The 15,785-nt window shown below is 59.2% G+C and carries 11 protein-coding genes; 10 read left to right on the forward strand and 1 reads right to left on the reverse strand.

The genetic code is table 11. The features are described from left to right. The first annotated feature begins 13 nt into the window (after nt 1–13). From PL640_RS16725 to PL640_RS16740, 4 genes are all read left to right on the forward strand, one after another. A complete protein-coding gene (locus PL640_RS16725; protein ID WP_271362704.1) occupies nt 14–304 on the forward strand; it encodes a XapX domain-containing protein in 291 nt (96 codons plus the stop codon). After that, nucleotides 304–2,286 (forward strand): amidohydrolase, encoded by a 1,983-nt coding sequence (locus PL640_RS16730; protein WP_271362705.1) that lies wholly within the window; start codon nt 304–306, stop codon nt 2,284–2,286. The genes PL640_RS16725 and PL640_RS16730 overlap by 1 nt, the downstream gene beginning before the upstream one ends. A gap of 221 nt (nt 2,287–2,507) precedes the next feature. Further along, nucleotides 2,508–2,948 (forward strand): DoxX family protein, encoded by a 441-nt coding sequence (locus PL640_RS16735; RefSeq protein WP_271362706.1) that lies wholly within the window; start codon nt 2,508–2,510, stop codon nt 2,946–2,948. Then, complete coding sequence (locus PL640_RS16740; RefSeq protein ID WP_271362707.1) at nt 2,945–4,543, forward strand: MFS transporter; 1,599 nt, start codon at nt 2,945–2,947, stop codon at nt 4,541–4,543. Before PL640_RS16735 ends, PL640_RS16740 begins: the two co-directional genes overlap by 4 nt. Nucleotides 4,544–4,606: 63 nt before the next feature. On the opposite strand, the gene PL640_RS16745 is transcribed toward PL640_RS16740, so the two are convergent. After that, the gene (locus PL640_RS16745) at nt 4,607–5,386 is read right to left on the reverse strand and encodes a pyrroline-5-carboxylate reductase (protein WP_271362708.1); all 780 of its coding nucleotides are present in this window, start codon (nt 5,384–5,386) and stop codon (nt 4,607–4,609) included. 370 nt (nt 5,387–5,756) lie between these two features. Between PL640_RS16745 and PL640_RS16750 the strand changes: the two genes are divergently transcribed. The 6 genes from PL640_RS16750 to acnA all read left to right on the forward strand — a co-directional run bounded on the left by PL640_RS16750 (nt 5,757) and on the right by acnA (nt 15,737). Next, nucleotides 5,757–6,911, forward strand: coding sequence for an efflux RND transporter periplasmic adaptor subunit (locus tag PL640_RS16750; protein ID WP_271362709.1), 1,155 nt, complete (start codon nt 5,757–5,759; stop codon nt 6,909–6,911). Between the two features lie 3 nt (nt 6,912–6,914). Then, nucleotides 6,915–10,055: an efflux RND transporter permease subunit gene (locus tag PL640_RS16755; RefSeq protein ID WP_269701466.1), complete on the forward strand. Its 3,141-nt coding sequence runs from the start codon at nt 6,915–6,917 to the stop codon at nt 10,053–10,055. 114 nt (nt 10,056–10,169) lie between these two features. Beyond that, nucleotides 10,170–10,793: a TetR/AcrR family transcriptional regulator gene (locus PL640_RS16760; protein ID WP_269701468.1), complete on the forward strand. Its 624-nt coding sequence runs from the start codon at nt 10,170–10,172 to the stop codon at nt 10,791–10,793. Between the two features lie 196 nt (nt 10,794–10,989). Further along, nucleotides 10,990–11,793: a hypothetical protein gene (locus PL640_RS16765; protein ID WP_271362711.1), complete on the forward strand. Its 804-nt coding sequence runs from the start codon at nt 10,990–10,992 to the stop codon at nt 11,791–11,793. Nucleotides 11,794–12,049: 256 nt separating this feature from the next. Further along, the gene (locus PL640_RS16770) at nt 12,050–12,934 is read left to right on the forward strand and encodes a GntR family transcriptional regulator (protein WP_271362712.1); all 885 of its coding nucleotides are present in this window, start codon (nt 12,050–12,052) and stop codon (nt 12,932–12,934) included. 187 nt (nt 12,935–13,121) lie between these two features. Then, a complete protein-coding gene (acnA, locus tag PL640_RS16775) occupies nt 13,122–15,737 on the forward strand; it encodes an aconitate hydratase AcnA (protein WP_405049210.1) in 2,616 nt (871 codons plus the stop codon). The last annotated feature ends 48 nt before the right edge of the window (nt 15,738–15,785 follow it).

Here is a 15,785-nt window from a genome sequence, read left to right on the forward strand (position 1 = left end):
CTAGGAGGTTCCCATGAAAGTCTATCTTCTGTCGCTTGGCGCCGGCCTGCTGGTCGGCATTGTTTACAGCCTGCTCAATGTGCGTTCACCTGCGCCGCCCATCATCGCTCTTGTCGGCCTGCTTGGCATATTGCTTGGGGAACAGGTCATTCCTTTTGCAAGGTCGATCATCGGCAAGGAACCGGCCGCCGTTTCGTGGATCAACCAGATCAAGCCGCATATGTTCGGCCCAATGCCGAAGGGGAGCGGAGAGACCGTGGATCTCGCCAGAGCGAAACAGCCTGTGGATGGGGAGAGAAGCTGATGCCGACGCGACGCACCTTTCTTGGCGCGGCATCGAGCCTTGCCTTTCCGCATCTCTTTTCACCGGCCAAGGCCGCTGATCCCATTCAGACCGGAGCTTATTCCATGTATCCTGACACCATTCTTCACAACGGCCGCCTGACGACGCTTGACCGCGGCAATCCGAATGCAACGGCAGTTGCCATCAAGGATGGTCTGTTCGTTGAGGTGGGAACCGATGCCGATGTCATGGCGCTCGCCGGGCCGGAGACGAAAGTCATCGATCTGAAGGGTAAACGTGTGCTGCCCGGCCTGATCGACAATCACACTCACGTCGTTCGCGGCGGCTTGAACTTCAACATGGAACTGCGCTGGGATGGCGTGCGCTCGCTGGCGGACGCCATGGACATGCTGAAACGTCAGGTGGCGATCACGCCCGCCCCGCAATGGGTGCGCGTCGTTGGCGGCTTCACCGAGCATCAATTCGTCGAAAAACGCCTGCCGACCATTGAGGAAATCAATGCGGTGGCTCCCGATACGCCGGTCTTCCTGCTGCATCTCTATGATCGGGCGCTGCTGAATGGCGCTGCGTTGCGCGCCGTTGGCTATACGCGGGATACGCCAAACCCGCCCGGCGGCGAGATCACTCGTGATGCGAACGGCAATCCCACGGGCATGCTGCTCGCCAAACCGAATGCCGGCATCCTCTATTCGACGCTCGCAAAGGGACCGAAGCTGCCGCTCGATTATCAGGTCAACTCCACCCGTCATTTCATGCGTGAACTGAACCGGCTGGGTGTGACCGGCGTGATCGATGCCGGTGGCGGTTTCCAGAATTATCCCGATGACTATGAGGTCATCCAGAAGCTTTCTGATGACGGCCAGATGACCGTGCGTCTTGCCTACAACCTCTTCACGCAGAAGCCCAAGCAGGAAAAGGAGGATTTTCTCAACTGGACCTCTTCTGTCAAATACAAGCAGGGCAATGACTATTTCCGGCACAATGGTGCAGGTGAGATGCTGGTCTTTTCCGCTGCCGATTTCGAGGATTTCCGCCAGCCACGACCGGACATGCCGCCGGAAATGGAAGGCGAACTGGAAGACGTCGTCCGAATTCTTGCGGAGAACCGCTGGCCCTGGCGTCTGCACGCCACCTATGACGAGACGATCTCGCGGGCTCTGGATGTCTTCGAAAAGGTCAACCGGGACATTCCGCTTGAGGGCCTGAACTGGTTCTTCGACCATGCCGAAACCATCTCGGACCGCTCCATCGACCGCATCGCAGCGCTTGGCGGTGGCATCGCCACGCAGCACCGCATGGCGTATCAGGGTGAATATTTCGTCGAACGGTATGGACAGGGAGTTGCCGAGGCGACGCCACCGATCCGGAAAATGCTCGACAAGGGCGTCAATGTCTCTGCCGGTACCGATGCCACCCGTGTCGCCTCCTACAATCCGTGGGTTTCCCTTTCGTGGATGGTAACCGGCAAAACCGTCGGCGGCATGCAGCTCTATCCACGCGCCAATTGCCTCGATCGCGAAACGGCACTGCGCATGTGGACCGAAAAAGTCACCTGGTTCTCGAACGAGGAGGGCAAAAAGGGCCGCATCGAAAAAGGCCAGTTCGCCGATCTGGTGGTGCCGGACAAGGATTATTTCGCCTGTGCCGAGGATGAAATTTCCTTCCTCACCTCCGAGCTGACCATGGTTGGCGGCAAGATCGTCTATGGTGCCGGTGATTTCAGGGCGCTCGATGAGAACGACGTGCCTCCCGCCATGCCGGACTGGTCGCCCGTTCGCGCTTTCGGCGGTTATGCCGCCTGGGGTGAGCCACAAGGGGCTGGAAAGAACTCGTTGCGACGGGCGGCAATCACGTCCTGCGGCTGCGCCAGCGATTGCGGTGTGCATGGCCACGACCATGCCGGAGCCTGGACATCGAAGCTGCCCATCGCCGATCTGAAGGGCTTTTTCGGAGCGCTTGGCTGCTCGTGCTGGGCGGTTTAAGCCCGACCCGCTGAATGCCAGATCGACCATGCGGGCAGCGGATTGTCGCTGCCCGCATCCGACGCGAAGGAAGCCCTCTCAGACGGGCTAATGTTGCGAAATATGCAATTATATCGAAACTATTGATGCAATTGTTGGCGATAATTGTTTCAGCCAATATCGCTCCATCAGATGAACGCAGTGCCGGTCGAACCGAACGGCCAAGATTGCAGGAGCAGACAATGACCGAACCCTCTTCAACACTTCGCCCTCATGGGCTTCTTACGGGCGTTGTTGCCTCGCCTGTCACACGGACCCTCGCGCTTCTGGCGCTTTGCTCGGCCTATATTCAGGGGCCGCTGACCAAGATTTTCGATTTTCCCGGTGCGATTGCCGAGATGAACCATTTTGGGCTTCATCCGGCGGCGGTCTTTGCCGTTGTCGTCATTGTGTTCGAGCTTACCGCCTCGGCCATGGTGGTTTCCGGCTTTCTGCGCTGGGCAGGCGCTCTGGCGCTTGCGGGCTTCACGCTTCTGGCCACCTTCATTGCTCTTCGGTTCTGGGAAATGGCACCCGGCATGGACCGCATGATGGCAACCAACGCCTTCTTCGAACATCTCGGTCTGGCTGGCGCCTTTGTTATCGTCGCCGCAACCGATCTCACGAAAGGAACAGGCAAATGAATGCCGCAAAATCCTCAACGAGCAGCTTTGCTCCGCTTGCGCAGCCGGTTTTTGCCGTCCTCTGGGCCGCAACCGTGCTCGGCAATACCGGCAGTTTCATGCGCGATGTCGCCAGTTCGTGGCTTATGACCGATCTTTCGGCCTCGCCGGCGGCAGTCGCCATGGTCCAGGCGGCGGGAACCCTGCCGATCTTTCTGCTGGCGATCCCGGCCGGCGTGCTGACGGATATTCTCGACCGTCGCAAATTTTTGATTGCGGTCCAGCTGCTCCTAGCCTCTGTCAGCCTTACCCTCATGGTTCTCGCCCATACCGGATTGTTATCTGTCAGTGCCCTGATCGGCCTTACCTTCCTTGGCGGCATCGGTGCGGCGCTGATGGGTCCGACCTGGCAGGCCATCGTGCCGGAACTGGTGAAACGCGAGGATATCAAGAGCGCTGTCGCGCTCAATTCGCTGGGCATCAATATTGCCCGTTCCATCGGTCCTGCGGTCGGCGGCATATTGCTTGCTGCCTTCGGTGCGGCCGTTACTTACGGTGCAGATGTCGCCAGCTACTTTGTCGTCATCGCGGCGCTCCTGTGGTGGCCGCGGGCGAAGAACGCCAATGATGTGCTGGCGGAAGGTTTCTTCGGTGCATTCCGGGCCGGCCTTCGTTACACGCGCGCCAGCCGGCCGCTGCATGTCGTCCTGCTGCGGGCTGCAATCTTCTTTGCATTCGCCAGTGCCGTCTGGGCGCTTCTGCCACTGGTCGCACGGCAATTGCTCGGCGGAGATGCCAGCTTTTATGGCATTCTGCTCGGCGCGGTCGGTGCCGGCGCCATTGGCGGCGCGCTGATCATGCCGAAACTGCGCGCCCGCTTTGATGCCGACGCCCTGCTTCTGGGGGCTGCTGTCATTACCGCGCTTGTCATGGCCGGTCTGTCGTTTGCTCCGCCCAAGTGGCTGGCCATCATCATCCTGCTCTTTCTCGGTGGTGCATGGATCACGGCGCTGACGACGTTGAATGGCGCGGCCCAGGCCATTCTGCCGAACTGGGTGCGTGGCCGTGGGCTGGCGGTCTATCTTACCGTCTTCAACGGCGCGATGACGGCGGGCAGCATCGGCTGGGGTGCGGTTGGCGAAGCGGCAGGCGTGCCCGGAACGTTGCTGATCGGCTCTGCCGGTCTTTTTATCGCCGGTCTTGTCATGCACCGCCTGAAATTGCCTGCCGGCGACGCCGATATGGTACCGTCCAATCACTGGCCGGAACCGCTGGTTGCCGAGCCGGTGGCCCATGACCGCGGCCCGGTGCTGATCCTGATCGAATACAACGTCGAAAAGCATCATCGCAGCGCGTTCCTGCATGCGCTTGACGAGCTATCCCAGGAACGCCGGCGTGATGGTGCCTATGGCTGGGGTGTCACCGAGGACTCCGCCGATCCGCAGAAGATCGTTGAATGGTTCATGGTGGAATCCTGGGCGGAACATCTGCGCCAGCACAAACGGGTCTCCAACGCCGACGCGGATCTGCAGGGGAAGGTGCTTGCCTATCACTCGGGGCTGGAAAGACCAGTCGTGCGGCACTTCCTGACGATCAATCGTCCGGGAAAAGCATGAAGCAAGGAAAAGGGGCCGACTGGCCCCTTTTTTATTGCTGAGCAAAGACAATCCGGCCGGTTACTAGGTGATCCGCTCCAGCACACGGCTCAATGCCTCTTTCAATGCGCGCGAACCGCCATTGCCGTCAAAATCCAGCAATACCTGTTCGTTGAGGCCGCCCTTGGTGGCGAATTCACGGCTGATATCAGTGAAATCAGTATCCTTGCCGGCCAGCACCGCCACCTCGGAAAGGCCGGCGAAGAGGGGAGCAAGATAGGCGCGGCCCTTTTCTTCCGGCAGGCCGTTTTCCGCCAGCCATTCCGTCGTATGTTGAAGGATACCGAAATAGGTGGCCATCAGGGCGCTTGCGGCGGCCAGCAGGTCGTATTCCGCCTTGGTCTCGCATTCAACCGCATTACCGAGCACGTTGAAAATCGCTGCCGTATCCGTATCGGCAGGATAAACGGCGGTGACACCCTTGCGCCGCGCCACGAAGGGCAGGGGGATCGCCTGGGTGAGCCGCACATCCGCACCGATCCAGTCGAGAAGGGCTTGCCGGCTGGTGGCGGCAACCACGCTGATGACCTTCTGCCCCTCCCGGAACTGCAGGGGTCTGGTGACTTCTTCGGCGATCTGCGGGCGGATCGCCAGCACGACGGTATCGCAGCCGTCAACGATTGCCTGATTATCGCCGGCGACAATCACCTGCGGGAAATCGGCGGCGAGCTCTGCGGAAATATCCGCGCTGCGCTGCGACACCATGACATGCGGCACGGCGACAGGCTTGCCAAGCAGGCCTCGCACCATCGCGTCGGTGATCGCTCCGGTTCCGATGAAACCGATTTTCTGGGGAAGGGACATGATGACTCCGCGGCTGCAAGGGGGCCGGATCGGCCGTGTTTTACGCAGGACGGTAACGCGTGTCCTGAACTGAAGATGAGACATTGGGCCAGAAAACCGGTCTGTCGGCAATGTTAATTTTTCTTCCGGATCCGCCTGCCGGAAGTAAATGTGCTCCGCATGGGAATCTCGTCAGCAATCTGATTTTCCTTTTATTTTAGCAACTTATCGCGATCGATTTTGCACTTTGAAGCAGGACCGACATGAAGAGCCGGTGCCGGTCGGCCAAAATATTTCACTTGATATTTACATTCGGAATGTATGTATATGGCACCGAAAGATCGGACGCTTGTGATGTGTCCGGCAGCTCGTTTGCATCAAAAGGTGAAAAATGGTCGAGAAAAGTCAGTGGCGGCGCGGGCAAACGGTGGCCCTTGCGTTGATCCTATCCTGTGTCCTCTATCCCGGAAGAGTGCTCTCGCAGCAACAACCCACCCCGTCGGTCACGGTTGAAACCGCCAAGGCGGCGGATTTCACGCTGACTGCGCGTTTGCCCGGACGTATCAAACCATCGACGATTTCAGAGGTACGGCCGCAGGTCTCCGGCATCATCCGGGAACGACTGTTTGAAGAAGGCGCCCGTGTCGAGGCCGGTCAGGTTCTCTACAAGATAGAGGATGAAACCTATGTTGCGGCGGTGGAGTCGGCCAAAGCCAACGTCGCCCAGGCGCAAGCCAGCTACGACTTCGCCCTCGTCGATGCGCGCCGTGCTGAGGAGACATTTGCCAATAATGTAAGCTCGGCGTCGAACCGCGATAACAAGATTGCGGAGAGAAACAAGACGCAGGCCGCACTTCAGGTGGCGCGGGCACAGCTGACGACAGCGGAGATCGACCTCGAGAGAACGACGATCCGCGCGCCAATCTCCGGCATCATCGGGTTTTCGGAAACGACCGCCGGTGCGCTTGTGGCTGCGCAGCAGACGACGGCTTTGACCACGATCCGCGCGCTCGACACGATCTATGTCGACGTAACCCAGTCGGTAAACGATCTGTTGCGGTGGAATGCCGACAAAAGGGTGGGGGGCAGCCAGTCCCAGTCCGTTGCAACGATGATCCTTCCAAACGGCCAGACTTACCCGGTAAAGGGTGATCTGAAGGCGGCCGAACCGAGGGTCGAACCGACAACGGGCATGGTCACGCTTCGAATCTCGTTCTCCAACCCGGATAACAGGCTTTTGCCGGGCCTCTATGTCGAGGTTGAACTGCCGCAGGCCGTTACCAAGGACGCGATCCTCGTTCCGCAAAGCGCCGTGATGCGCAATGCCAAAGGCGAGGCCTCCGTCTGGATCGTGGAGGACGGCAAGATTGTTCCCCGTCCGGTAACCATCGTCACTGGTGCCGGCAATCGCTGGGTCACCAGCAGCGGCCTGAAACCGGGAGACCAGATCGTCATGTCCGGTTTCCAGAAGGTGACACCCGGTGCTTCGGTGGAAATAGAGCAACAGCCGGTGGCCCAGCAGGCTGCCCGGGTCGGGAGTAACTGATCCATGGCGCGGTTTTTCATAGACAGACCCATTTTCGCCTGGGTCATCGCGATCATCATCATGGGCCTCGGCGTCCTGTCGATCATGAGACTGCCGATCTCGCAATATCCTTCGATCGCCGGCCCATCCGTGGTCATCGGCGCGACCTATCCCGGCGCATCCGCCGAAACGGTCGCGGATACGGTGGTGCAGATCATCGAGAAGGAAATGACGGGCCTTGACGGGCTGCGTTACATCGACTCGTCGACGACCTCTACCGGTCGCGCCACCGTGACACTCACATTCAATCTCGGCACGGATCCCGACATTGCCCAGGTTCAGGTCCAGAACAAGCTGAGCCAGGCCGAAGCGAGCCTGCCTTCTGAAGTGACGCGTCAGGGTGTAACGGTTGAGAAATCGACAACCGGCTTTCTGATGGTGATCGCGCTGATCTCGGACGACGGAGCCCGAAGCGCCATCGATCTGGCCGATTATCTGAACTCCTACATGGTCGAACCGGTGTCGAGACTGAAGGGTGTCGGCAAGGTTGAAGTGTTCGGGTCGGAATATGCGATGCGAATCTGGCTCGATCCGCAGAAGCTGAAATATTACGGCCTCTCTCCCACCACCGTCATTAATGCGATCAGCGCCCAGAATGCGCAGATATCGGCCGGTTCCTTCGGCGCCATGCCGGCACCGGAAGGTCAGCAGCTCAATGCCACCGTCACCGCCCAGTCCCTCCTGAAGACGCCGCAGGATTTCGAGCGCATCGTGCTGCGTGCCGATACCGATGGCGGGCTGGTGTTGCTGCGTGATGTGGCGCGGGCGGAACTCGGAACTGAAAACTACGAAATTTCCAGTTTCTACAACGGCAAGCCGTCGTCAGGCATGGCGATCCAGCTGGCATCCGGCGCCAATGCGCTTGAAACGGCGGAGCTGGTGAAGGCCAAGATGGCCGATCTCGGTGCATTCCTTCCCGCCGGCGTGAGCTATGTCATTCCCTATGATACGACGCCGTTTGTCTCGCTTTCCATCGAGGCGGTCATTCACACGCTCATCGAAGCGATCGTGCTGGTCGTGTTCGTGATGCTGATCTTCCTGCATAATTTCCGCGCGACGCTGATCCCGACGCTGGCCGTGCCGGTGGTTCTGCTTGGAACCTTCGGCATCATGGCGGCGCTCGGATTTTCGATCAACACGCTCACCATGCTGGCCATGGTTCTGGCGATCGGCCTGCTTGTCGATGATGCCATCGTGGTGGTGGAAAACGTCGAACGCATCATGCGCGACGAGCATCTCGATCCCGTCGCGGCTACGAAAAAATCGATGGGAGAAATCCAGGGGGCGCTCGTGGGCATCGCCATGGTGGTTTCCGCCGTCTTCGTGCCCATGGCGTTTTTTGGCGGCGCAACAGGGGAAATGTACAAGCAGTTCTCGGTGACCATCGTTGCGGCCATGGCGCTCTCGGTGCTGGTCGCCCTCATCTTCACGCCGGCGCTCTGCGCGACGATGCTGAAGGCCCATGATCACAATGCAAAGCCGGGTCTTGCCAGCCGTTTCAGCAACTGGTTCGAGCGCAATTTCTCATGGCTGACGACACGATACGGCAATATCGTCAGGGCTTCGGCGAAAAGGCCGGTCAGGATGTTCCTTGTCTATCTGCTTCTGGTGGGCGCCATGGTCTTCCTTTACCAGAAGACGCCAACCTCGTTCCTTCCCGATGAAGATCAGGGAACCCTGCTCACCATCATCCAGACACCGCCCGGTTCCACCGCGCAAAATACCGAGGAGGTTCTGGGCAAGGTGGAGAAATACTACATGAATGCCGAAGCCAAGAACGTCGAGTCGGTCTTCTCGGTTCGTGGTTTTTCCTTCGCCGGTCAGGGGCAGAACATGGGCATGATGTTCGTCAAACTGAAGGACTGGGAAGAGCGCAAGGGTAAGGACAACTCCGCCCAGGCCATCGCCGCGCGCGCTTTCGGGCCCTTGATGGGCGGCATCAAGGAAGCGATCGTCGTTCCGCTGGTGCCGCCGGCGGTCACGGAACTCGGCAATTCCAACGGCTTTACCGCCTTCCTTCAGGCACGTTCCGGCCAGAGCCATGAGCAGCTTCTGGAAGCGCGCAACATGCTGCTGGGTCTTGCGGCCCAAAGCCCGAAACTCATGGCTGTCCGGCCGAACGGCGTCGAGGATGCTTCTCAGTTCGAACTCAACATCGACTGGGGCAAGGCCGGCGCTGTTGGCCTCAGCGCTGCGGATGTCGGGTCGTTCCTCACCACCGTCTGGTCGAGTTCCTATGTGAACGACTTCCTTTACGAGGGGCGCATGAAACGCGTTTACGTGCAGGGCGAGCCCTTGGCACGCACCGGGCCGGAGGATCTTGCTCTCTGGCGGGTGCCGAATGCGAATGGCGATTTCGTCGATCTTTCGACCATTGCCAGCCAGAACTGGGTCTTCGGCCCTCAGCAGGTCAGCCGTTATGACGCCCTGCCCGCCATGTCGATCGAAGGGTCGGCGGCTCCGGGGTTCTCCTCCGGTGAGGCGCTGGCGGAAATGGAGGCGCTTGCCGCGAAACTGCCGCCGGGCTTCAGCCTGCAGTGGACGGGAATGTCGCTCGAAGAAAAGGATGCCGGTGCCGGCGCCTTACCTCTCTACGGGCTGGCATTGGCAACGATGTTCCTTTGCCTTGCGGCTCTTTATGAAAGCTGGACCATCCCCGTTGCGGTTCTGCTCGCCATGCCGGTCGGTATTCTCGGTGCGCTTCTGGGCGCATGGATCGGCGGGCAGTCGAATGGCGTCTATTTCCAGGTGGGTCTTCTGACCGTGGTCGGCCTGACGGGCAAGAATGGCATCATGATCGTCGAATTTGCGCGAGAGCGAATGGCGCAGCTGGGCGAAAGCGCATTCGAGGCGGTTTGCGAGGCGGCGAAACTTCGCTTCCGGCCGATCCTGATGACCTCGCTTGCCTTTGGTCTCGGTGTCATTCCGCTGGTCATATCGACGGGTGCCGGCGCCGGCGCGCGCCAGGCGATCGGCTTTGCCACCTTCTTTGGAACGGTGACGGGGACTTTGCTGGCGATTGTTTTCGTGCCGGTCTTCTTCGTGCTGATATCGGGAATATTTAGCCGCAGAAGCGTAAAGGTGGCGGAGCCGAAAACCGCCTGAGGTCGATGCATTGCCGTCTCGCCGTGATGAGTTGCGGCGGGACGGCGGTTTGCTTTTGCCGGGCTGGTCCATGTAGAAAGCAACGGCGAAATTCAGTCATGGGAGTTTAGAGACGTGAGGAGAACCAAGGAGCAGGCGGCGGAAACCGGTCGCCAGATCTTACAGGCGGCAGAGACCCTGTTTCTGGACAAGGGCTATGACAATGTCAGCCTGGAAGAAATCGCTGCTCTTTCCGGTGTGACCCGGGGTGCAATCCACTGGCATTTCAAGAACAAGCACGGTCTTCTGCTCGCTCTCCGAAACGAGGCGCAGGAACCGTTTCGGCGATTTGCCGACGAACTTTCCGAAGGCCGCAGCTCCGCTTCCATCGAAAAACTTGGTGATATCATAGCCGACACCTTCAGGCTGCTGGAGCAGGATCCGCGTCAACGCGGTCTGCTGCGGGTGATGATGCGGCTCGATATCGTTCTGGCGGAAAAGGATGAGGCCGCACAAAACACGTTTCCCGAGGAAATGCATGAATTATTCGTGCGCATATTCAGGGCAGTCGAGCGAAACCCCGGAATGGTGAAGCCGTGGACGCCGGAAAAGGCTGCCTCCATGCTTTATGCGGCCATGGGCGGTCTCATTACGGAATGGGCGCTAAGCAAGAGCGTCTTTACGCTTTCCGAAGACGGGAGCCTTCTGGTCGCGACTTTGCTCGCCGGAGTTCAGCAAAAACACCAAGGCCTCAACTGAACCAATCCTGACAAAATTACCCCAGGCAAACCACGCCTGACATGCGCTGGTGACGGAAGATGACTAGGTTCGAATTTACAAACGTGTTGTATGTATATATAAAGACATGGCTACTGTTGCCCCGGCAAGCAGGGCTGGTTGACCGGTATGATCCCGAAAGCGAACCGGTTGCCCAACGGAGGAGACGGTTCCGAAAATGATGAAGGATCGGGAAAATATTTCGCGCCAGTCTCTTGCCCTTCGCGGCAGTCTGGCCGTTTCCACGGGTTACGGAGGTTCCGTGCCTGCTCCGTCTTCGACAAACATGGCCCTGACGTATCGTCCCCTGCCGTCAGGGCCAATGATGTCCGCAACGCTCATTGCCGGACATCGGACGGGGCACGTTTTCCCCCACCAGCGTGCCCCGTCATTTCTCCCGCGGCTTCGCCGCCTCATCCGCAGTGGCCGGGAGGTCGGCCAAAACCGCTTCAGAAAACCGTCCGACTGGCTGAGAGTCGTCGCGCTTGGCGTCATTCTGGTCGATTTTGCCGTGTTGTCCCTCGCCAACAGGTTTCTCGACCGGAACTTTGAAGGTTATCTGCCGGGCCTCGGGCCAATGCTGGGCGGATTGCTGTTTGCAATCATCATCATGCGGCTTGCACGCCCCGCATTTTATCCGGACTGGATTGCCATCGGCGCCCTTCAGGCAGCGATGGGATGTATCGTCTGTGTTGATGAGACCCTTCGGTCGTCTGCGGCCTTTCTGCTTTTCTGCTGTCTGTTTCTTGGTCTTTCGTTATTACGGCTCTGGGTTGGAGAAACGATCCGTCCCCACCGGGGTGCTCCATCCCTGCTCGCAGGCGGCTTGACCACCCTCTTCTTTGTCGCATGGCTGGTCGCGGATCGCTCCTTTGGACTTGGAGGGGGCCCGGACATCATTCTGGCGGCAGATCTCCTGGTGGCAGGTTTCACGATGGTGTCGTTCGGGCTTTCGCTGCGATCTGGCAAGGGTCAGCATTAAGGGAGCGCGAAATCTGTTGGAGGAACATAGGCAAGAAATTGTCGGATCTGGCGCTATCGGCTTTTCCATGCGGAAATTCGATTATCCCGTCGCGCCTTTGCGGTGATAGCGCTTGTTGCACCCTTCTTTTTCAAGGGGCTGTCCCGTTTCCGGCAGGCGAGGATCGAACAGCGAGGCGGCGGCCCGTTCGGGCGGCCGACTGTTGCTTTGAAGCCGGCGATCATACAAAACTGGACAAAACTACAGAGCGAGCCCCATGGTACGGAAAAGTCTTACGCCGCAGATCGTCGGAAACGTCATTGAATTCATCCAGACGAACGGCATCGGCAAGGGTGAGCATCTTCCTCTTCAAATGCTGGCTGACGCCTTCCGTGTCTCGCGTGCTCCCATCATGAGCGCGCTCAAGCAACTCGAGATCCAGGGCGTCGTGCGGGCGGAGCCCAATCGCGGTTACTTTCTGGCCGTTGATCCCGGCAGTCTTCAGGATATGAAATCCGCAGGTGTTGAAGACGGTGAGGGTGACGAGGCGATCTATTTCCGCATCGCCGAGGATCGCCTCTCCGGCAAGCTCGACGAGCGCATGAGCGAAAATGAACTCATGCGGTTTTACGATCTCCCGCGCACCAAGCTTCTGAGGGTACTTCGGCGTATTGCGGAAGAGGGCTGGATCGAGCGTCTGCCCGGCAATGGCTGGGCGTTCACGCAGGCGCTGACGTCCAAGAAGAGTTATGAGGACGGTTATGCCTTTCGCGCCGTGATCGAGCAGCAAGCCATGCTGCTGCCGAGTTTCGAGCCCAATGTCGAGGGTCTGAAGCGGGCGCGGGAGGTTCAGATGCGGCTGCGTGACGGCGGATATGAAACATGGTCGCGCGCCGAAATCTTCAAGGCCAATAACGAATTTCACGAGATGCTCGTCGCCTGCTCGCAGAATGAATTTTTCCTGGATGCGATCAGACGCATCAACCGTCTGCGCCGGCTTATCGAATACCACATCACCATCGACCGCAGCCGCCTGCCCCGGCAGACGGAAGAACATCTGCAAATTCTCGACCTGATCGAACATGGTCGCCGGAACGAAGCCGCCGCTTTTCTCTACACCCACATCATGGGTGCCAGCCGGATCAAGTCTCCCAAGGTCTAGATCCCTAACCTCCCTCACTGTGAGTTGGATTGCTTGCCTGGTTCGTGTCCTTCACCGGGTGAAAAGGCAATCGATTTATTGTCGAGATAATTGCATTTTGTGATTATATTATGTATGTGAATTGTCACTTGCAAAGCAAGCAATGATAACGCCTGCGGGGATGGCCGTGACGCTCGACCAAAAGAATATGCGAACGACATTCGAGATAAACGGCGTCAGCTACGATATCATCGATCTCCCCGCAGAGGCGGGGGACTGTCTGGCCCGCATGCCCTATGTGCATCGCATATTGCTGGAGAATGTGCTTCGCACCGGAGACGACGACGCTGCACGGGCGAAAGCGGCGATGATCGACTGGCTTGAAACCAGTGTTAGCGAAGTCGAAATTCCGTTCCTACCGAACCGGGTCCTGATGCACGACACGACCTGTGGTCCGGCTTTGGTCGACATTGCCGGAATGCGTTCTGCGCTTGCAGAAGCCGGGGGCGATCCCGCCCGGCTCAATCCGGTCGTTCCGGTGGATGTCTCGACCGACCATTCCGTTGCCGTGGACGTGTTTGCGACCTCATCGGCGCTCACGCGCAATATGGAGCGCGAATATGAGCGAAATTCGGAACGATACAGCTTCATGAAATGGGCGACAAATACGCTTGCCGATTTTCGGATCCATCCCCCCGGCACGGGCATCATGCACACGCTTAATCTCGAGCGCCTGGCAACCGTGGTGACCTCGCAGCGGCGCGACGGGATGTTATGGGCCATGCCGGACACGTTGATCGGTACGGACAGCCATACGCCGATGATCAATGGCATCGGAGTGCTTGGCTGGGGTGTTGGCGGGCTTGAGGCAGAAAGCGTGTTTTTCGGCATGCCCGTCGCCCTTCGCGTACCTGACGTCGTTGGTGTCCGGCTGACAGGAGCGTTGAAAGAGGGCGTGCTTGCCACGGATCTCGCGCTGGTTATCACGCATCTGCTGCGTCAGATCGACCTTCAGGATAAATATGTCGAGTTCTATGGTCCGGGCGTTTCCGGTCTGGCTGCTGGTGACCGGGCGGTCATCGCCAATATGACGCCGGAATTCGGAGCGAATAGCGGTTATTTCCCGATAGATCGTCAGTCCGTCGACTATCTGCTCAGGACCGGGCGCACACCGGATCACGCGGCCTTCGTCGAGGCTTATGCCAGACGTGTCGGAATCTGGTTCGATCCCGATGCCAATCCCCGCTACGCCGCAACCCTTGATCTCGATCTTTCAAGCGTCGAGCCAAGCCTTGCCGGACCATGCCGCCCTCAGGACAGGATTTCGGTCAGCGCAACGCGCCATGCGATTTCCGCCATGAAGAAGGCCGGGACGATTTCCCTGGAGGGTGAGCCGAATGACGGCGCCGTCGCAATCGCGGCGATTACCAGCTGCACCAACACGTCCGATCCCCGGCTCATGATTGCCGCCGGGCTCCTGGCCCGCAAAGCCAATGCTTACGGTCTGCGCCCGCCGCATTGGGTCAAAACCTCGACTGCTCCGGGTTCGCCGACGGCGGAGCGTTATCTCCAGCGTGCGGGGCTGATGACCGATCTGGAGGCCGTCGGCTTCGGCATCGTCGGTTATGGCTGTACGACCTGTATCGGCAACTCCGGCCCGCTCACCACTCCGGTTGCAATGGCAATGGCGGAGCGGAACATTCTTCCCGTGGCGGTTCTTTCCGGCAACCGCAATTTTCCCGGCCGGGTTCATCCGCAGCTGGAAGCCGGGTTTCTGGCCTCGCCGCCCATGGTTGTGGCCTTAGCACTGGCCGGTACGGTCGAGCTCGATATCATGAATGATCCTCTCGGCATCGCAGAAGACGGTACTCCCGTAACGCTTCCGATGATCTGGCCGACCGCTGCCGAGATCGATGCGGCCATGGAGATGGCGTCAAGGGTTGAGGATTTCGCGCCGGCCTATGACGCGGCCGAGGCAAGCAAGGCGTGGAAGGAGCTTCCCGCGCCCACAACGACACTTTTCCCCTGGGATGAAAAATCGACCTATATCCGCCGGCCGCCTTTTTCCGGCTTCGGCAAGGGAACGAGGCTTGGCGCCTATCAAGCCCATCCTATTCTCGTGCTCGGCGACGACATCACCACCGATCATATCTCGCCCGCGGGTGCCATTCCCGCGACGGGCGACGCCGGACGGCATCTCATTGATCGTGGCGAGAATCCGCTTGATCTCAATGTCTTTTCTTCACGGCGCGGCAACTGGGAAGTCATGATCCGTGGCCTCTTCACCAACAGGACCGTGCGCAATCTTCTGGCGGCGGATATTCCTGCGGGCTCTACCATTCATGCGGGAACGGAAAAAGTTCTCCCGCTCTGGGATGCTGCCCAGCGATACGAAGCCGAAGGTAAATCCGTTGTCGTTGTGGCGGGTGAACGTTATGGAATGGGATCTTCCCGCGACTGGGCCGCAAAGGGTGTCGCCCTCCTGGGTGTTCGGGCGGTTCTGGCGGCAAGTTTCGAGCGCATCCACCGCTGGAACCTGATCGGCATGGGTGTCCTGCCACTGCGGCTTCCGCAAGGGCTGAAGCCCGAACAGCTTGAATTGACCGCCCCCGACACAATCATGGTCAACGCCGATGTCCTGTCGATCGCACCCCGTTGCGCGATACCCGTGACGATCACGCGGCCCAGCGGTGATTCCATCTCTTTCGAGGCATCTGCGGCGATCGAAACCCGGGCGGAAATCGCCATTTTGCGTGCCGGCGGGGTTCTGCCCCTGATCCTTCAACGCCTGCACCGGCCTGTCGGGGAACGTCAGCGCGCCTGACGTCCCCTTTGTGGGCCTTTGCTGATACGGGACGCTCGGCGCCGCCGT

Source organism: Agrobacterium sp. ST15.16.024 (assembly GCF_027956545.1).
Classification (GTDB): Bacteria; Pseudomonadota; Alphaproteobacteria; order Rhizobiales; family Rhizobiaceae; genus Agrobacterium; species Agrobacterium cucumeris.

Coding starts and splice junctions, on each gene's coding strand:
- PL640_RS16725 (WP_271362704.1), top strand. CDS start 14: ATGAAAGTCTATCTTCTGTCGCTTGGCGCCGGCCTGCTGGTCGGCATT.
- PL640_RS16730 (WP_271362705.1), top strand. CDS start 304: ATGCCGACGCGACGCACCTTTCTTGGCGCGGCATCGAGCCTTGCCTTT.
- PL640_RS16735 (WP_271362706.1), top strand. CDS start 2,508: ATGACCGAACCCTCTTCAACACTTCGCCCTCATGGGCTTCTTACGGGC.
- PL640_RS16740 (WP_271362707.1), top strand. CDS start 2,945: ATGAATGCCGCAAAATCCTCAACGAGCAGCTTTGCTCCGCTTGCGCAG.
- PL640_RS16745 (WP_271362708.1), bottom strand. CDS start 5,386: ATGTCCCTTCCCCAGAAAATCGGTTTCATCGGAACCGGAGCGATCACC.
- PL640_RS16750 (WP_271362709.1), top strand. CDS start 5,757: ATGGTCGAGAAAAGTCAGTGGCGGCGCGGGCAAACGGTGGCCCTTGCG.
- PL640_RS16755 (WP_269701466.1), top strand. CDS start 6,915: ATGGCGCGGTTTTTCATAGACAGACCCATTTTCGCCTGGGTCATCGCG.
- PL640_RS16765 (WP_271362711.1), top strand. CDS start 10,990: ATGATGAAGGATCGGGAAAATATTTCGCGCCAGTCTCTTGCCCTTCGC.
- PL640_RS16770 (WP_271362712.1), top strand. CDS start 12,050: ATGGTACGGAAAAGTCTTACGCCGCAGATCGTCGGAAACGTCATTGAA.
- acnA (WP_405049210.1), top strand. CDS start 13,122: ATGCGAACGACATTCGAGATAAACGGCGTCAGCTACGATATCATCGAT.